This window comes from Ruminiclostridium papyrosolvens C7, assembly GCF_000421965.1.
GTDB classification, from domain to species: domain Bacteria; phylum Bacillota; class Clostridia; order Acetivibrionales; family DSM-1351; genus Ruminiclostridium; species Ruminiclostridium papyrosolvens_A.
Map to the genome: position 1 here is coordinate 17711 of NZ_ATAY01000004.1, position 18585 is coordinate 36295.

Annotated in this window: 20 protein-coding genes and 2 pseudogenes; 20 read left to right on the plus strand and 2 right to left on the minus strand. The window is 38.9% G+C overall.

The window, feature by feature from the left end; translation table 11 throughout:
* Nucleotides 1-127: 127 nt before the first annotated feature.
* The 11 genes and pseudogenes from L323_RS21500 to wecB all read left to right on the plus strand — a co-directional run bounded on the left by L323_RS21500 (nucleotide 128) and on the right by wecB (nucleotide 9622).
* On the plus strand, nucleotides 128-496 hold the full coding sequence (locus L323_RS21500; protein WP_014311968.1) for a DUF2089 domain-containing protein: 369 nt from the start codon (nucleotides 128-130) through the stop codon (nucleotides 494-496).
* Between the two features lie 36 nt (nucleotides 497-532).
* Nucleotides 533-1735: a DUF4097 family beta strand repeat-containing protein gene (locus L323_RS21505; protein WP_020813701.1), complete on the plus strand. Its 1203-nt coding sequence runs from the start codon at nucleotides 533-535 to the stop codon at nucleotides 1733-1735.
* A 257-nt stretch (nucleotides 1736-1992) separates the two neighbouring features.
* A pseudogene (prfA, locus tag L323_RS21510) lies at nucleotides 1993-3073 on the plus strand (peptide chain release factor 1).
* A gap of 95 nt (nucleotides 3074-3168) precedes the next feature.
* Nucleotides 3169-3912: a ZIP family metal transporter gene (locus L323_RS0120370; protein WP_031341668.1), complete on the plus strand. Its 744-nt coding sequence runs from the start codon at nucleotides 3169-3171 to the stop codon at nucleotides 3910-3912.
* A 28-nt stretch (nucleotides 3913-3940) separates the two neighbouring features.
* On the plus strand, nucleotides 3941-5005 hold the full coding sequence (locus L323_RS21515) for an L-threonylcarbamoyladenylate synthase (RefSeq protein WP_020813702.1): 1065 nt from the start codon (nucleotides 3941-3943) through the stop codon (nucleotides 5003-5005).
* 20 nt (nucleotides 5006-5025) lie between these two features.
* Entirely contained in the window at nucleotides 5026-5532 is a 507-nt protein-coding gene (locus L323_RS21520; RefSeq protein WP_020813703.1) for a low molecular weight protein arginine phosphatase, read from the plus strand.
* A gap of 79 nt (nucleotides 5533-5611) precedes the next feature.
* The gene (rpiB, locus tag L323_RS21525; RefSeq protein ID WP_020813704.1) at nucleotides 5612-6061 is read left to right on the plus strand and encodes a ribose 5-phosphate isomerase B; all 450 of its coding nucleotides are present in this window, start codon (nucleotides 5612-5614) and stop codon (nucleotides 6059-6061) included.
* A gap of 12 nt (nucleotides 6062-6073) precedes the next feature.
* Nucleotides 6074-6703 (plus strand): uracil phosphoribosyltransferase, encoded by a 630-nt coding sequence (gene upp, locus L323_RS21530; RefSeq protein ID WP_020813705.1) that lies wholly within the window; start codon nucleotides 6074-6076, stop codon nucleotides 6701-6703.
* Nucleotides 6704-6763: 60 nt separating this feature from the next.
* Nucleotides 6764-7201 carry a deoxycytidylate deaminase gene (locus L323_RS21535; RefSeq protein WP_020813706.1) on the plus strand — a complete coding sequence of 146 codons (438 nt, stop codon included), beginning with the start codon at nucleotides 6764-6766 and terminating at the stop codon, nucleotides 7199-7201.
* Between the two features lie 261 nt (nucleotides 7202-7462).
* Nucleotides 7463-8062 (plus strand): annotated as a pseudogene (locus tag L323_RS41540) (MraY family glycosyltransferase); the annotation flags it as partial.
* Nucleotides 8063-8470: 408 nt separating this feature from the next.
* The gene (gene wecB, locus L323_RS41545; protein ID WP_031341670.1) at nucleotides 8471-9622 is read left to right on the plus strand and encodes a non-hydrolyzing UDP-N-acetylglucosamine 2-epimerase; all 1152 of its coding nucleotides are present in this window, start codon (nucleotides 8471-8473) and stop codon (nucleotides 9620-9622) included.
* Between the two features lie 103 nt (nucleotides 9623-9725).
* Here the strand turns inward: wecB and L323_RS21545 are convergent, their stop codons facing one another.
* Together L323_RS21545 and L323_RS21550 are read right to left on the minus strand one after the other, a co-directional pair.
* Entirely contained in the window at nucleotides 9726-10502 is a 777-nt protein-coding gene (locus L323_RS21545) for a flagellar motor protein MotB (protein WP_020813708.1), read from the minus strand.
* A gap of 2 nt (nucleotides 10503-10504) precedes the next feature.
* Nucleotides 10505-11305, minus strand: a complete 801-nt coding sequence (locus tag L323_RS21550) for a flagellar motor protein (protein WP_020813709.1) — start codon at nucleotides 11303-11305, stop codon at nucleotides 10505-10507.
* Between the two features lie 394 nt (nucleotides 11306-11699).
* On the opposite strand from L323_RS21550, the gene L323_RS21555 reads away from it, so the two are divergent.
* The 9 genes from L323_RS21555 (at nucleotide 11700) to atpC (ending at nucleotide 18551) form a co-directional block, all read left to right on the plus strand.
* Nucleotides 11700-11951 carry a hypothetical protein gene (locus L323_RS21555; RefSeq protein ID WP_038274993.1) on the plus strand — a complete coding sequence of 84 codons (252 nt, stop codon included), beginning with the start codon at nucleotides 11700-11702 and terminating at the stop codon, nucleotides 11949-11951.
* Nucleotides 11951-12658, plus strand: a complete 708-nt coding sequence (locus L323_RS21560; protein WP_020813711.1) for a F0F1 ATP synthase subunit A — start codon at nucleotides 11951-11953, stop codon at nucleotides 12656-12658. The genes L323_RS21555 and L323_RS21560 overlap by 1 nt, the downstream gene beginning before the upstream one ends.
* A 12-nt stretch (nucleotides 12659-12670) precedes the next feature.
* The gene (atpE, locus tag L323_RS21565) at nucleotides 12671-12901 is read left to right on the plus strand and encodes an ATP synthase F0 subunit C (protein WP_020813712.1); all 231 of its coding nucleotides are present in this window, start codon (nucleotides 12671-12673) and stop codon (nucleotides 12899-12901) included.
* Nucleotides 12902-13100: 199 nt separating this feature from the next.
* Nucleotides 13101-13586, plus strand: coding sequence for a F0F1 ATP synthase subunit B (gene atpF, locus L323_RS21570; RefSeq protein WP_020813713.1), 486 nt, complete (start codon nucleotides 13101-13103; stop codon nucleotides 13584-13586).
* A complete protein-coding gene (locus tag L323_RS21575; RefSeq protein WP_020813714.1) occupies nucleotides 13586-14113 on the plus strand; it encodes a F0F1 ATP synthase subunit delta in 528 nt (175 codons plus the stop codon). The genes atpF and L323_RS21575 overlap by 1 nt, the downstream gene beginning before the upstream one ends.
* Nucleotides 14114-14145: 32 nt before the next feature.
* Nucleotides 14146-15654, plus strand: a complete 1509-nt coding sequence (atpA, locus tag L323_RS21580) for a F0F1 ATP synthase subunit alpha (protein WP_031341671.1) — start codon at nucleotides 14146-14148, stop codon at nucleotides 15652-15654.
* 93 nt (nucleotides 15655-15747) lie between these two features.
* A complete protein-coding gene (gene atpG / locus L323_RS21585; RefSeq protein WP_020813716.1) occupies nucleotides 15748-16632 on the plus strand; it encodes an ATP synthase F1 subunit gamma in 885 nt (294 codons plus the stop codon).
* Nucleotides 16633-16692: 60 nt separating this feature from the next.
* Entirely contained in the window at nucleotides 16693-18090 is a 1398-nt protein-coding gene (atpD, locus tag L323_RS21590) for a F0F1 ATP synthase subunit beta (protein WP_020813717.1), read from the plus strand.
* Nucleotides 18091-18146: 56 nt separating this feature from the next.
* Entirely contained in the window at nucleotides 18147-18551 is a 405-nt protein-coding gene (gene atpC / locus L323_RS21595; protein ID WP_020813718.1) for an ATP synthase F1 subunit epsilon, read from the plus strand.
* Nucleotides 18552-18585: the final 34 nt, after the last annotated feature.

Below are 18585 nucleotides of genomic sequence, written 5' to 3' on the forward strand. Positions count from 1 at the left end.
GCATAATATATTAATATAAGATTAATAATATTAATTGACGGATTAAAAAAATTAATTAATTGTCTGGGAAAATTAACATTGGCGAATATAAACAAATTTAACTTAATTAAATTCAAGAGGTGATTTTATGGCAAGAGAAGCTATCGGCAAATGCCCGGTTTGCGGAAACGAGACTGAAGTAACAAGGATAACATGTAACAGCTGTGATACTGTTATTGAAGGGCATTTTAAACTATGCAAGTTCTGCAAGCTTACAAATGATCAAAGAGCATTTTTAGACGTATTCATAAAGTGCAGAGGAAATATAAAGGAAGTTGAAAAAGAGCTGGGCGTGTCATATCCCACAGTAAAGAATAAGCTGGAAGATGTAGCGGCAGCACTTGGACATAAAGGTGAACCGCAGCCCGAAGTTCCAGGTAGAAAGAAGGAAATACTTGATAAGCTTAACAGCGGAGAAATTAGTGTTGAAGAAGCAATAGAACTGATGAAGGAATAACATTTTTCTATCTGAATTTTAGGAGGGATTTAAATAATGTCTATAAGCGAAGAAAAATTATTAATACTAAAGATGCTTGAAGAAAAGAAAATTACAAGCGAAGAGGCTGCAAAATTACTGGCGGCTCTTGATGAAAAGGCAGAACAGGAATCTGCTAACGGATATAAAGGTAATCAAAAAGCAAACGGTTTTACCGAAGAGGCTGCAAAAGTAAGAGAAAAGGTTAATGAATGGAAAAAAGGATTTAAAAACAATTATAATCAGGCTGATTTTGATAATATGATTGATGATTTTGCCAATAAGGCTGAAAAAATCGGTAAAAATGTAGCCTCAACAACATTTGGAATTGTAGACAAGGTAATAGATTATGTAGGAAGCTTCGTTGATACAAATTCCTTTAATGTTTTCGGAAGTTGCCAAACGGTTCAAAAGAACTTTGAGGTATACCCTTCGGAGAATGCAACCTTCGAAATAGCAGGAGTAAATGGAGCAATAACTATAAAAAAACATCTAGATTCAAAGATTGTTATTATATCACGAATAAAAAGCTCAGTTCCGGACGGAGAGGGAGTTGTTACGTTTTCCGATGATCCGGCTAATATTTCTATAAACGTTAACAGTACTGCTTTCAATGTTAGTGTATCTCATGAAATATTTATTCCTGACATTAAGTTTAAAAAAATTGCAATTCAGAACTCAAATGGTAAAATATATATTGAAGATTCTATTTCCGAAGAAATCACAGCTGTTACTAAAAATGCACATATAGAGTTAATGGGAGTAAATAGTGACAAGATTTCCGTAAACACAAAAAATGGTAGAATTCAGTTAAATTACATTATCGGAGACACAATAGATATAAATACATCAAATGCTGTTATAGATATAAAACACATAAAAGCGAAATCTGTTAATGCAGTTACAAAGAACGGCAGAATTAGCATTGAAAATGCCCAGAATGTTGATGGGGAAACTGATATGGATATGTACCTTAAAACCTCAAATGGAGGAATAAAGGTGAATATGAATGATATGGACAGCAGGGTTTACAAAGTAAAGGCCCATGCAACCAACGGAACTATCAATCTGCTGGTTCCGGAAATTCTATATCATAATGTTAACCGTCAGGGCACAGGCGGAAGTTTTATTGAAGCGGAAAGCAAGAATTATGAGTCAGGACTCTGCAAGGTTAATATAACCGTAGAAACCATGAACGGCCATGTAGAGATTGTAAAGTAGTACAAATAACCACCGTAAACTTACCCATACTATAAAATAGATATTTTCCACCAAAATAAACAGTCTGAAAAGCTATGCTTTTCAGACTGTTTATTTTCTGTAGATAAAATTAATTGTTCATGATATAATATTGAATTGCGTATGGGATTTTACTGTATATTCAGCATTTATGCAAATTAATGCATATTAGCCAATTTATATATAAAACTATTACTTGAAAGCCAAAAAATAGAAACTGTTGTTTTACGGAGGAATTTATGTTTGACAAACTTCAGGCTGCAGAAGACAGATATGAGGAGATAAGCCACAAGCTTAGTGACCCCGATGTCATTAACAACCAGGATGAGTATAAAAAATATATGAAAGAGTATTCTGATCTGGAAGAAATTGTTCAGAAGTACAGGGAATACACAAAAGTAACAAAAGAAATTGAAGAAGCGAGAGAACTTCTTGATCAGACTTTGGACAAGGACTTCAGGGAAATGGTTCAGCAGGAGTTCCAAGAAGCTCAGGAAAAACTTGAGGTGATAAAAAGACAGTTGAAAATATTGATTGTCCCCAAAGACCCAAATGATGATAAAAACGTTATCGTTGAAATTCGTGGAGGGGCTGGCGGTGAAGAAGCAGCATTATTTGCCGGAGTTCTTTTCAGAGCTATGACAAAGTATGACCGAAAAAAAACGTTGGAAGTATGAAATAATGGACTCCAATCCTACCGAATTGGGCGGATTCAAGGAAGTTGTGTTTTCCATAGAAGGAAAGGGTGCGTACAGCAGGCTTAAATTTGAAAGCGGAGTACACAGGGTTCAAAGAGTACCTTCCACAGAATCAAGCGGACGTATTCATACCTCAACTATAACGGTTGCTGTTTTGCCGGAAGTTGAGGAAGTGGATGTAGACATCAATCCAAGTGATTTGAGGATAGACACTTACAGGGCCAGTGGTGCAGGAGGACAGCATATTAACAAGACTGATTCTGCAATAAGAATAACCCATATGCCTTCAGGGATAGTTGTAAGCTGTCAGGATGAACGATCACAGCACAAAAATAAAGATAGGGCGATGAAGATACTTCGTTCAAAACTTTATGAAATAGCGCAGGAACAGCAGATAAACGAGGTTGCTCAGGACAGGAAGAGTCAGGTTGGGACAGGTGACAGAAGTGAAAGAATCAGAACCTACAACTATCCTCAAGGAAGAGTAACCGACCACCGTATCAATCTTACACTGTACAAGCTGGAACAGGTACTTGACGGAGACCTTGACGAACTAATAGATGCTCTCATAACTACAGACCAATCCGAGAAGCTCGGAAGCGGTGCTGATGATGAGGATTAATGATTGTAAATAAAAAGTAGGACAATTTAATAATATTTCACAGATAACCGGAATAGTATTTAGTAGACATACTATATAAAAAGAAGGATTTTGCTGTGGAACATATTTTGAAGATAACAATTGTAGGCTTGATATCAGGCATTACCGGAACAGGTATTGGCGGATTGATAGCCTTTTTTGTGGATAAAAGCATAAGCAACAGGCTGCTTAGCTCTATTTTGGAATTTTCAGCAGGACTGATGACTGCTGTAGTATGCTTTGAACTCGTCCCCGAAGCGTTTAAGATTGCAGGACTGAATTTAACCATCATAGGAATGGGTTTGGGAATACTGATTGTAATAATCCTTGACGATATGGTAAAAAGGCTTGATAGCGTGAAAAATACAAGAGGAAACTCTAGTTTACTGCGAGCGGGAATACTTGTATCGGTAGGTCTCGCACTTCATAACCTTCCTGAAGGATTCGCCGTTGGTTCGGGTTTTGAAGCTTCTGTTAAACTAGGGCTTACTCTTACTATTATAATTGCCATTCACGATGTACCCGAAGGTATTGCAATGGCACTTCCGATGAAAATTGGTGGGTTTTCTGCAAAAAAGGCTTTTCTGTTGACTGTACTGTCAGGGGTGCCAATGGGCTTGGGAGCTTTTATTGGAGCAGTCCTTGGCCATGTTTCACAGCAATTTATTGCACTGTGCCTTGGATTTGCCGGAGGAGCCATGCTGTATGTAGTCTTCGGTGAACTTATCCCTGAATCCAAGAGGATTTATCTGGGGAGAATGTCATCGGTAGGCAATATATTGGGAATAGTATGTGGTATAATAGTAACGATGCTCAATTAGTACCAATACCATATTAGAGGTGAAATGTTTGAAAACACAGGTTATTAAAATAGATGCAGAAAATATAGACAAAATTGCATTAGAGCCGGCTGCTGAAGCATTGAAACAGGGCATGACTGTGGCTTTTCCCACAGAAACTGTGTACGGCCTGGGAGCCAATGCCCTTGACGGTGTTGCTGTAAGCAAAATATTCAAGGCTAAGGGAAGACCTTCCGATAATCCTCTTATAGTACATATAGCAGACAGAGAGAAGGTTTCGGAGCTGACTTCCTTTATCCCTGATAAGGCGGTTGCATTAATGGACAAGCTTTGGCCAGGGCCCCTTACCCTTGTAATGAAAAAAAGTTCTGTTATTCCAAGAGAGATAACAGCAGGGCTGGATACGGTTGCCATAAGGATGCCGGGACATCCGGTTGCCCTTGAGCTTATAAAACTGGCAGGAATCCCCGTTGCCGCCCCAAGTGCCAACGTTTCGGGCAAACCGAGTCCCACTACGGCACAGCATGTATTGGATGACCTTGACGGAAAAATAGAGATAGTAGTAGAGGCAGGCAGTTCCAGCGTAGGACTTGAATCCACTGTTCTTGATGTTTCGGTAGACCCTCCGGTTCTTTTAAGACCGGGAGGAATAACACCACGCCAAATAGAAGAAATTATAGGACATATAGATATTGATAAGACGATTATGGGGAAAGTGACTGCGGACAATGTGCCAAGGTCACCGGGGATGAAGTACAAACACTATTCACCCAAGGCCCATGTTATTATAGTTGAAAGCAGTGATATGGACAAACAGGCTGAAGTAGTGTGCAATCTGGCGGAAAAATATAAAAAGGAAGACAAAAAAGTCGGAGTATGTTCTACAGATCAGACCTTTGACAGGTATCATCTCTATGAGACGATTTCAATGGGGGACAGAAATCACCCTGAAACTATTGCATCCAGCCTGTTTTCAATTTTAAGAGAATTTGATGACAGGGGAGTGGACATTATTCTGGCAGAAGCTGTTGATCAAAACGGTGTAGGATTGGCAATAATGAATAGGATGGTAAAAGCAGCCGGATATGATATTGTCAAGGCAGACCTTGTTTAGTTTTATTTTGGAGGTTGACAATGAAGGAAAGTAACTCATTAGCAGATGCTATAAAGATAATATTTGTTTGTACCGGTAATACCTGTCGCAGTTGTATGGCAGAAGGATTAATGAAAGAGGCTTTAAAAGACCTGCAGGATTCTCGAAGGATAATAACCGCATCAAGAGGAATAAGTGCATTTGACGGTGAGCCGGCTTCGGGACACTCCATAAAAGCACTGAAAAGCCTGTGGGATATAGATATATCTTCCCATCAGGCAAAAATGCTCACCAACACAGATGCAGAACAGGCAGATTTGATTCTGACAATGACACGACAGCACAGGGATATTATAAAAGGATTATGCCCCCAGAAAAAAACTCAGATTTTTACCTTAAAAGAGTATGTTTATCTGGATTTAAACCCCGATGGCAGTGCGGCTGATATTAGTGATCCCTACGGAATGCCATATGGCGTATACGAGGCTTGTGCCAAGGAATTACAGGAATGTATAAAACTACTTTTAAACAAATTGAGTTTTTTTTGACATGTAATAATTTATACTATAAAATAATTAAAGATGTGGTTATAGCTGTAGAGTAATTTTGTCAATTTTTGGAGGAATTATGATTGCAATAGGAAGTGACCATGCGGGATATCTGTTAAAAGCAGATATTATAAAGTTTTTGGAAAGCAAGGGGCTTGAGGTAAAGGACTTTGGTACAAACTGTCCGGACTCAGTTGATTATCCTGATTATGGACGGGCTGTAGCAGAGGCTGTAGCCAGTAAGGAATGTGAAAAAGGTATTTTAATATGCGGTACCGGGATTGGCATATCAATAGCTGCCAATAAGGTTCCGGGTGCAAGAGCAGCATTGTGTACCGACAGCTATATGGCAAAAATGTGCAGACAGCACAATGATGCCAACATAATCGCCATAGGCGAAAGAGTTGTAGGACCGGGACTTGCTCTCGATATAATTGAAACATGGCTGGAAACAGAATTTCTTGGTGGAAGACACCAGAACAGGCTTGACAAAATTTCAGACATTGAAAAAAAATATTTTACAAAGTGAGGAATTTAAAAAATGGAGAATGTATTTGTTTTTGACCACCCGCTCATACAACATAAGATATCGCTGCTTAGAGACAAGAACACAAATACAAAGGAATTCAGAGAATTAGTTGCAGAGATAGCAATGCTTATGGGTTATGAAGTTACCAGAAATATGCCACTAAAAGAAGTGGAAATTGAAACTCCTATAGGAATGGCTAAAACCAAGGTTATTTCAGGCAAGAAACTTGGAATAATTCCGATATTGAGAGCAGGTCTGGGAATGGTTGACGGTATGCTGAGACTTATCCCAATGGCTAAAGTAGGACATATCGGGTTATATAGAGATCCTGATTCATTAGAACCGGTTGAATACTACTGCAAGCTGCCTGTTGATGTTGAGGAGAGAGAGATCGTTGTTCTCGACCCAATGCTCGCTACAGGTGGTTCGGCATCAGCAGCAATCCAGTTTATCAAGAACAGAGGCGTAAAGAATATAAAGCTTATGTGCCTTATTGCTGCAAAAGCAGGAATTGAAAGAATGCATAAGGATCATCCGGATGTTGAAATCTACTGCGCAGCGGTTGATGAAATCCTTAATGATCATGCATATATCGTTCCGGGACTTGGAGATGCAGGAGACAGATTATTCGGAACAAAATAATTAATCAGTTATATTTGTGGATTTTATTTTTAGCAAAAGTTTAACTTTAGGGGGTGCTTTATGAGGCCGTCTTGGGATGAGTATTTCATGCAGATTGTAGAACTGATTAAGACCAGGTCTACCTGTATTAGGAGACAAGTGGGTGCCGTTATCGTAAAGGATAAGAGAATTCTTGCTACAGGGTATAATGGTGCTCCTGTGGGCTGTAAGCACTGCTCTGAAGTTGGATGCATGCGAGAAAAGTTGAATATCCCGTCGGGGCAGCGACATGAATTATGCAGAGCAATTCACGCAGAGCAGAACGCCATTGTTCAGGCTGCATACAGCGGAACCAGTGTAAGCGGGGCTACGTTGTATGTTACAAATCAACCTTGCGTTCTGTGTGCCAAATTGGCCATCAATGCGGGCATTATCAGAATTGTATTTAATGGTGAATATCCTGATGAACTGGCGATGACGCTTCTCAGTGAAGCCGGTATAGAGGTTGTTAGATTATAGAACTATGACCTTGGGCATTGACACTTAAAACATGATAATAAACAGAGGGGGACTGCCTCCCTCTATTTTGATGTTTGGATGGTATGTTTTAGTGTGGTTTTGTCTATGGTTATAATACAAGAAGGTGTTTAAATGTCGAGTGTATATGAGTATTTTATTTCTTTCACCCTTGCATTTATAGTTGCTTTTTCAGCTACTCCGGCAGTAAAAAGCCTTGCTTTTAAATTAGGGGTTGTTGACGTTCCCAAGGACAGTCGAAGGATGCATAAGAAACCAACCGCATTGTTGGGCGGTTTGGCTATAATTGCGGGATTTTTTGTTTCAATACTATTTAGTATAGTCAGCTCCAAATTATTAAATGTAGGAACTGCTTTGGTTTTTGACAAGCGTTTTCTGGGTTTAATTGCAGGTAGTTTAATTATTGCAGTATTGGGTTTTATAGATGATAAACTGGCATTAAGCGCAAAACTTAAATTTCCTATTCAGATAGTAGCCGCTCTTATAGTCGCATTAACCGGTACCAGAATTGAATTTGTTACCAATCCCTTTTCGGTCATTGGAATATCAACCTTTGGGCCATGGATTTCATACCCTTTGACTATAATATGGATAGTAGGTATTACAAATGCTATCAATTTTATTGACGGATTGGACGGACTGGCGGCAGGTGTATCATCAATTGCTTCCATGTCTTTATTCTTTGTTTCTGTAATGAGGGGTGATCCCGATATTCGTACAGCGGTACTGGCTGCAATTCTTGCAGGATCTGTACTGGGTTTCTTGCCTTATAATTTCAATCCTGCAAAGATTTTTATGGGAGATACGGGAGCAACATTTTTAGGATTTGTACTGGGGACGATATCCATTCAAGGTACATACAAGTCTTATACGGCCATAGCTATAGCCGTACCGCTGCTGGTTCTGGCACTGCCTTTGTTTGATACACTTTTTGCGATTCTCAGAAGAGTTGCAAGCGGTAAATCACCGATGGCTGCGGACAGAGGACATTTGCACCACAGACTTGTTGATATGGGGCTTACCCAGAAACAATCGGTCTTGGTTATATATGTTGCAAGTGCGGCACTGGGGTTATGTGCTGTAGTACTTGACTATAAAGGGCCCGTTAGCGCCATTATATTGGTAATAGCGGTAGCTATATTCATAGTAGGCGGATCAATGTATATGAGTGAAGTGAACAGTGCCAGTAGGGCAAAAGAGGTTCACTACCTGTACAACCCGTCAAGAATGTCTATAATAGGAGGTAGAAAGTTGGACAGACTAAAGGTAATGACAATATTCGGTACAAGACCTGATGCCGTTAAGATGGCACCTCTTGTAAAGGAATTGGAAAGATGCGATAAAATTGATTCCATTGTGTGTGTAACAGCTCAGCACAGAGAGATGCTTGATCAGGTATTGAAAATGTTTGAAATTACACCTCAGCACGATTTGAATATAATGCAGAGCAGACAAACCTTAACAGGTATTACAACAAGGGCTCTTGAAGGACTTGAGAAGGTTATGGAACAGGAAAAACCTGATATAGTACTGGTGCACGGCGATACTACAACATGTTTCGTGGGCAGCCTTGCAGCTTTTTACAAGCAGATAGCTGTCGGACATGTAGAAGCAGGCTTGAGGACATTTGACAAGTACTCTCCGTATCCGGAAGAAATGAATAGGAAACTTACCGGGTCAATGGCTGATATTCACCTTGCACCAACTCAAACAAACAGGGAAAATCTTTTAAGAGAAGGTGTAAGTCAGGATTCAATATATGTTACGGGTAATACGGTAAATGATGCATTAAAAACAACTGTAAAAGAAGACTACACCTTCCAGTGCGAAGAACTCAGAGATATAGACTTTAAAAATAAAAGAATTATTGCTGTTACTGCCCACAGAAGAGAAAACCTTGGGGAACCACTTCACAATATCTGTCGTGCACTTGCTGCAATTGTTGATAAGTATGACGATGTTGAACTGGTTTATACAGTTCATTTAAACCCGGTTGTACAGGAAACGGCCAAGGAGATACTTGGAGGCAAAGAAAGAGTTCACTTAATTCCTCCATTGGATGTTCAGGATATGCATAACCTTATGGCAAGGTCATACATGATAATGACAGATTCCGGCGGAATACAGGAAGAGGCACCAACTTTGGGCAAGCCGGTACTTGTATTAAGAAAAGAAACTGAAAGGCCGGAGGCTGTTAAAGCAGGTACCGTTAGACTTGCCGGAACAGTCGAAAGCGAAATAATAGAACATGCCTCAAAGCTTCTTGATGACAAGGAAGACTATGATATGATGGCAAAGGCAGTAAATCCATATGGTGATGGACATGCTTCAGAAAGAATTGTTAAAGTGCTTCTGTATCACTTCGGTTTAACAGATGAAATACCTCAGGAGTTTAGTGTTTGATTCTATAAAATTAAATAAATAAGCTATTTTAAAGGGGCTGTTGTCAAATGAATAATTGATATTCATTTGGCAACAGCCCCTTTTAGGTTTTATATTATTCGTATTATTTAGCGATTGAGCCTTCTTTATCTGTATCAGCTTCACCTTTGCTTGATGAATCCCTAAGTATTACGATATCAACTCTTCTGTTTTTTGCTCTGTTAGCATCTGTAGTATTTGGAACTAACGGTGAATATTCACCGTATGGCACAGGAGCAATCATCTTTGGGTTAATACCGCCTTTATCAACCAAAAGCTTCAAAACATTTATTGCTCTTGCCGCAGACAATTCCCAGTTAGATGCATATAAGGCACTCTTCATTGGGATATTATCAGTATGGCCTTCTACACGGATATGTTTGTTTGGAATCTTACTCAGAATGTCTTTGCCTATTTTTATTACCGTGTCTTGATCTTTTGGCTCTATTATAGCACTTCCGCTCTTAAACAGTATCTTCTCATTTATAGTAACAACTATACCACGTTCCTGCATGGTTACTGCTACGTTTCCTTTTAAACCTTCAGAGTCCACAAGGCCGTTTATTTCCTCTTGCAATGCCTCCATCTGTTGATCCTCAATCTTTGACGGTATTACGGGAGACGGCATAGTAGCCGGAAAATCAATCAAAGAATTTCCTGAACTGCCACCCTGAACTACAGATGGCCGTTCTCCATTGCCAAAGGCAGAACTCAGAGATTGTGAGAGCTGCTGAAACTTTTCAGTGTTAACCTGGCTCATGGAATACAATATTATAAAGAGTATTAGCAACAAGTTCATCAGGTCGGCGTAAGTCAAGAGCCAACGCTCATTATTATCCTTGATAATTTTTTCCTTTGCCATGCTTATGCTTCAGCTCCTTCTTCCGCAGTAGCTACTGATTTGTTTTTAGCACCGTTTAACTTCTCCATCAAGTTAAGGTTGAGTTTTTCCTTGATAATACGTGGATTTTCTCCTGCCTGTATGGATAACAGACCTTCTATTATGATTTCATTAATCATTGTTTCACGGGCAGCTTTAGCCTTTATTTTTGAGCCGAATGGCAGCCATACAAGGTTAGCGAAGGCAACACCGTACATGGTTGCAATAAAGGCACTGGATATCTTAGGTCCAAGTGCTGCGGAATCCGACAAATCTTTAAGGATACTAATCATACCCATAACCGTTCCACAAACTCCCATGGCCGGCCATGTTCCGCCCATAGACTCGAATATTTTTGCACCTGACTCGTAAATCTCTTCCTGAAGTTCGGTCTCTCTTGCAAGTATGTCCTTTATTACTTCTGTTTCTATACCGTCAACAACAAGGGCTAAGCCTTTTCTTATAAGGTCATTCTTATTAGTCTGGGCATCCTGCTCAAGACTAAGAAGTCCATCTTTTCTGGCCTTCTCAGATAAATCCGCCAGCTCGTTAATAATATCTATTTCGTTATATTTCTTCTGAACAAACAGCATGCTTATTGTAGAAAGCATTTTCTTAACTTCTGATAAGGGAAATGCAACCAGTGTCGCACCAAAACCCCCGATAAAAACAATCAGAAACGGAGCTACTTTGAAAAGGGCGCCTAATTGGCCTCCTTCTTCCAAATATCCTGCAATAACCCCACCAAGACCCAGTACCAAACCTACAATGGTTGTAATATCCATAGAATGACCACTCCTGAATTTTTTGAATTTCTTTTGTGCATTTTTACTAAATTCACTAACCCCATAATGGCACTTTTCGTCAAAGAACCATTGATTTACCTTTTTTACTGTGCTATTATTTAACTAATTTCTTGCCAACCAGTGGTTATTATCATTGTACGCAGATAAGTAACCTAAATAGATATCGTAAATTTTGGCGGAAAACTTAACAACTTTTTATGGAGAGTGGCACAATAAAATAATAAATATGAGTAATAGTATAAAGTTTTTTATTAAAAGGGTTCTAATTGTATATTTGGTGTTGCTTACTGTATGTTTTTTTGTAAAACATCATAGACTACCAATAATAATCATACTCACTGTCAGTGTGATATTTTCATTGTTGAGATTAGCTGTGCTTGAGTCTGTACTGAAGCATTTGGGCGAAGGTGCCAATAAAACAGTTGCAGTTGTACTAAATTTAGTGATATATTTATTTAACCTAGGAATTATTACTATCACATTTGTCCTTGCAGTGAGCTTTGGTGTATACGCTTTGCTGGCTGCATTGACTGGTACTTTATCGGTTATGATAGTTATAGTGCTCAATACTATAACAGAAACCTTAGGCATTACAAAAAATCAGTTTGGAGAGAAGGTGATATAATGGGAGAAAAACTTACTCATGCAATGGAATCACACACTGCATTTATTATAAATCTATTTGGATTTAAAATTCCGGTTTCTGATCTTGTAGTTACTATGTGGATTATAATGGCTATAATGATTGTTCTTGCTATTTTTTTAACACGTAAACTTTCTTTAATCCCAAATAAGAGACAGAATATTGCTGAAATAATAGTAGAGTTTATCAACAATATGGTTAAGGATGCAATTCCCCATCACTGGAAAGCATTTGCACCATATCTAGGTACTGTTATGTTATTCTTGGTTTTAGCCAATACGGTTTCAATATTTAATATTATTCCTGGAGGAGAAGAAGGCTTCAAATTAAGACCTCCTACCAGAAATATAAACGTTACTATATGCTTGGCAGTAATGTCAATTTGTGTAGTAATTTATGCAGGAATAAGATATAAGGGGGTAGGCGGCTGGATAAAGAGCTTTGTCAAGCCAACACCAGTAATGCTTCCTTTTAATATTCTTGATTATTTAATAAAACCTACATCGTTGGCACTGCGTCTCTTTGGTAATATATTAGGTGCATTTATAGTTATGGAGCTTATTTATATGGCATTGCCGATATTTGCACCAGCATTATTAAGTTGTTATTTTGATTTGTTTGATGGAATTCTTCAAGCATATGTGTTTATGTTTTTGACTTCTATATATATCTCAGAGGCATTAGAATAAGGGGGTGAAATTATGACAGGGACAGGTATAATAGCGATAGCAGCTGCTATTGCAGCATTTACAGGTATTGGTGCAGGAATAGGTATCGGCTTGGCAACAGGCAAAGCTGTTGAAGGAATTGCCAGACAACCAGAGGCAGCAGGTTCAATTAGAACATCTCTACTTCTAGGTGCAGCTCTTGCAGAAGCAACAGCTATCTATGGTTTGGTAGTAGCTTTGGTACTGGTTTTCTTAAAAATGTAATAATCAAATTGTTTTTAAGAGGGAACAGTATATTGTTTTGTACTTAGGCATATCTGTGAGAGATGTTAATAATATCTTTCACAGATATGTATTAGTAAGTAAATTTAATAATAAAGCTTAGTAATATAATTATATATAAATAATTGTTTATTGAGTTGAAATAGAAAAAATACGGGTAGTAATAAGGGGATGTGAGTACATGTTAAAGCCTGATGGATATACATTTATATTTGTCGCCATAAACCTAATAATCTTATTTTTGTTTATGAGAAAATTCCTTTTTAAACCTATTACAAATCTAATGGAAGAGAGAAAAAGTTCCATAGAACAGGGGTTAAAGGATGCTGAAAATGCGAAGTTAGAAGCAGCTGAAGCACGTAAGAAATATGATGAACAAACAAAGAACATAAAATTAGATGGTGACAAATTAATGAATGAAGCAAGAGCTAAAGCCACGCGTGAGTATGATGAAATACTCGCATCTGCAAAAAGAGATGCTTTAGCAGTGGTAGAAAAAGGCCGCGAAGAGGTTGAACGTGAAAGGGAAGAGATGCTTCGTCAGACAAAGCAACAGATTGCAGTCCTTGCAATTGCAGCAGCAACAAAGTTAGTGCAAGCTAATATGGATACTGATGCTAATAAAGCGATGGTGGATAAATTTATAGACGAGGCAGGTGCTATTTAATGCCACTTGTAGAAAAAAGGTATGCACAGGCACTGCTGGAATTGTCAGGTTCAGATATTAATTGGGTAAAAGAGGAATTTGGAGATTTTACCAACTTATACAATTCCGATAAGGACTTCAGAGATTTTTTGAATAATCCTACTATTAAAACGGATAAGAAGCAAGCTCTTATAAGAAATGTATTTACAGGCCGATTAAGCAAAAATATGCTGAATATGGTGTTGCTTCTTATTTCAAAGCAGAGGACAACCGAAATACCCGGGATATTCAACCAATTTGTTCAAATGTCAAATGAAAGGGCGAATGTTCTGGATATGAGGATAATAATGGCTGCGCCACTGGATGAAGTTCAATTGGAGACTATAAGGGAAAAGTTTAAAAAGAAATATAATGCAGTAGCTGTAAATTCCACTGAAATCGTAGATGAATCACTTATTGGCGGTATAAAGGTAATTATAGGTGACAAGGTTTACGATGGAAGTGTAAAAGGCAGGATAGAATCATTAACTGAGATAGTCAGTGTTTAGCTGATGGTATCGGAACATATGGGGTGAGAAACATGAGTCTTAGACCAGAAGAAATAAGCTCGATTATAAAACAGCAGATTGAAAATTATGATACTGCTGTTAAGACTGATGATATTGGATACGTTCTTCAGTCCGGAGATAATATTGCGAGAATATACGGACTTAAATCATGTATGTCCGGCGAGCTTTTACAGTTTGAAAATAATGTATTTGGTATGGCTCTCAATCTCGAAGAAGATAACGTGGGATGTGTTGTTCTGGGAGATGACAGAGGGATAAAGGAAGGTTCAACTGTTAAAAGAACAGGAAAGACTGTTCAGGTGCCGGTTGGACAAAGTCTTATCGGGAGAGTTGTCAGTCCGCTTGGAAAACCGTTGGATGGAAAGGGTGATATTGTAGCAGAAGAATATCGTCCTGTTGATTTTACAGCTCCGGGTGTTATTGACAGAAAGAGCGTTAACAAGCCGCTTCAAACAGGTATTATGGCACTAGATGCCTTGATTCCAATAGGAAGAGGCCAAAGAGAGCTGATAATCGGAGACAGACAGACAGGTAAGACAGCTATAGCTATTGATACTATAATCAATCAAAAAGGCAAGGATGTCATTTGTGTTTATGTAGCAATAGGACAAAAGGCATCAACAATTACGGGTATTGTAAACACTCTGGAGAAATTCGGAGCTATGGAATACTCTATTGTAGTATCATCAACTGCAAGTGATCCTTCATCAGTTCAGTATCTTGCACCTTATGCAGGCTGTGCTATGGCAGAGGACTTTATGTACAGATATCATAAGGATGTTTTAATCATTTATGATGATTTGTCCAAGCATGCGGTTGCTTACAGAGCAATGTCTCTTCTGCTGAAAAGGCCGCCGGGAAGAGAAGCTTATCCCGGAGATGTTTTCTATTTACACTCAAGACTGCTTGAAAGAGCAGCTAAACTTAGTGATGAACTTGGCGGTGGCTCAATTACCGCACTTCCTATCATAGAAACGCTTGCAGGAGACGTTTCGGCATATATCCCAACAAATGTTATTTCAATAACAGACGGTCAGATATATCTAGAGTCGGAATTGTTCTATTCAGGACAAAGACCTGCTGTTAACGTTGGATTATCAGTTTCCAGGGTTGGAGGTTCTGCACAGATAAAAGCAATGAGAAAAATTGCAGGGCCTTTGAGAATTAATCTTGCACAGTTCAGGGAACTTGAAGCGTTTGCTCAGTTTGGGTCTGACCTTGATAAATCCACAAGGGATAAGCTTAATCAGGGAGAACGTCTTGTTGAGACGCTGAAACAACCCCTGTATGCAACATTGCCGGTTGAGGAACAGGTTCTGATACTATATGGAGCTACAAATAACTATCTGATGGACTTACCTGTTAACAAGGTTAGAAAGTTTAATCAGGAATTTGTGGCATATGTAAAGGAAAAGTACCCTAAAATCCTGACCAGTATTGCTGAAACAGGAGATATAAGCGATGAAATATCGAAGCTTATGAAGACTGCGGCAGATGAGTTTAAGGCTCAATTTGTTTAAAACTAATTAAAGCTTATCTAAACAATAACACAGCAGATAAGCGTTATGATTATAATTTTGTCGTGCTGTGGGACAGAAACGGCGGTTTATCATATGGCAAACAATATGCGTGAAATTAAATCACGTATCAAAAGTATAAATCAGATGAGACAAATTACTAAGGCCATGAAGTTGATATCGGCGTCAAAACTAAAAAAAGCCAGAACGCAGTTGGAAGAGACACTTCCGTACTTTAACAAGGTCAGAGAAACCATAGCCGATATTCTTGCACATAGTGCGGAGGTTGAAAGCAAATTTTTTGACATAAGGGACGAGAAGGAAGGCAAAAAGAAAGCATATATTGTTATGACCGGTGACAAGGGTCTTGCAGGAGGATACAACAGTAATATTCTCAAGCTTACAGAACGTGAAATCGGTGATAATAAAGAAAACGTTTTGCTTTTGGTGGCAGGTACCACAGGAAGGTCTTACTTTACCAGGAAAGAATACCATGTCCACACTGAATTCGATTATGCAGTTCAGAATCCTACGGTGTTCAGGGCAAGGGAAATTACAGAGATAATACTTGATTTATACAATAAGCAGGAAGTAGATGAAGTTTATATAGTTTATACTCAAATGATATCTGCTATATCTTTGGAGCCAAGGGTATTAAAGCTTCTGCCAATTGAAATCGGTGCTCTCCGTGAGGATGTAAAGGCTGATGAGATTGTATTGGATCAGAAGTTCAAATATGAACCGTCTGAAAAAGAAGTTCTTGATGTCCTTATTCCCAAGTATATAAAAGGTATTATGTACGGCACATTTGTTGAAGCTTTTACAAGTGAACAGAATGCACGTATGACTGCAATGGATAACGCAACTAAAAACGCAGATGAAATGCTGCAAAAGTTGAATCTGTATTACAACAGAGCAAGACAGGCGGCTATAACTCAGGAGATTTCCGAAATTGTTGGCGGCGCCTCGGCTTTAAAATAGAAATAGAGGACAAAAATTTACTATGAAAAAGTTCTCCTAATTTTGAAAGGAGTGTATGAAATGGCTGGAAGTTCCGGAGTCATTGTACAGGTTATAGGTCCTGTACTTGACATAAGATTTGAAAATGGTATTTTGCCTAACATATATAATGCTATTAAGATTCCTACAGATTCTGGTACTGTTACTGCGGAAGTAATGCAACATCTTGGAAACGATACAGTCAGATGTGTTGCAATGTCTTCTACAGACGGACTTGTTAGAGGCATGAATGCTGAAGATACGGGTGATGCAATTACTGTACCTGTTGGTAAGGAAGTTCTGGGTAGAATTTTTAATGTTTTGGGTGAGCCTGTTGATAAAGCAGGACCGGTTGAACCAACTGCTTACCTTCCCATACATAGGGAAGCACCATCATTGGAAGAACAAAGGCCTTCCACAGAAATACTTGAGACAGGTATCAAGGTAGTAGACTTGCTGGCACCATATGCAAAGGGTGGTAAAATTGGACTTTTCGGCGGTGCCGGAGTTGGTAAGACAGTTCTCATAATGGAATTAATTAGAAATATAGCAACAGAGCACGGTGGATATTCAATATTTACCGGTGTTGGAGAAAGAACCAGAGAAGGTAATGACTTATGGCATGATATGAATGACTCAGGAGTTATTGAAAAGACTGCCATGGTTTTCGGACAGATGAATGAACCACCAGGAGCAAGAATGAGAGTTGGTCTTACAGGACTTACAATGGCTGAGTACTTCAGAGATCAAATGGGACAGGATGTTCTTCTGTTCATAGATAATATATTCAGGTTCGTCCAAGCCGGTTCAGAGGTTTCTGCATTATTGGGAAGAATTCCGTCGGCGGTTGGTTATCAGCCTACGCTGGCAACGGATGTTGGTGCACTGCAAGAGAGAATAGCATCAACAAACAAGGGTTCAATTACTTCCGTTCAGGCAGTATATGTTCCTGCCGATGACCTGACTGACCCTGCTCCTGCAACTACTTTTGCACATCTTGATGCAACTACTGTTTTAAGCAGAGATATCGTTGCAATGGGAATTTATCCTGCAGTTGATCCTCTTGAATCAACATCAAGAATACTTGATCCCAAGGTTGTTGGTGAAGAACACTATGCTGTTGCAAGAAGGGTACAGGAAATTCTTCAAAGGAATAAGGAACTTCAGGATATTATTGCTATACTCGGTATGGATGAGTTGCCGGAAGAAGACAAGTTGACTGTGTTCAGAGCCAGAAAGATTCAGAGATACTTGTCACAGCCTTTCTTTGTAGGAGAACAGTTTACAGGATATAAAGGTAAGTATGTTCCTTTAAAGGAGACTATTAGAGGATTTAAAGAGATTATCGACGGTAAGATGGACAATATACCGGAAGCAGCTTTTTATATGAAGGGCGCTATTGAAGAAGTTTATGAAGCTGCAAAGGAAATGGAAGCATAATCCCCTGATTTAATGCATTTTAAGCCGATATACGGCTTATGGAGGTTAAAAAAGACATGGCCACATTTTTTTTAGAGGTATTAACACCTGAGAGGACGTTTTTTTCAGGAGAGGCAGAGTGTGTAATATTTAAATCCAGTGATGGTGAGATGGGCGTTTTGGCAAAGCATGCACCCACGGTTTCAGCTGTAAGCGTCGGACCTCTCAGAATCAATGCACAGGGTAAATGGATTGAGGCAGTTGTTACCGAAGGGTTTGCAAAGATTATGCCCGACAAGGTTGTTATACTTACCGATACAGCCGAATACCCGGAAGAAATAGATATTAACAGAGCCAAGGCTGCAAAACAGCGTGCTGAGGAACGGCTTCAGAAGAAACTCAGTCAATTAGAATATATGAGGTCAAAGACCGCTCTTGCGAGGGCAATGGCACGTTTGAGCGCAACAAACAAAAGAAGTTAAATATTAAAGTTCTTTTTTGAGTCTATACAGGATT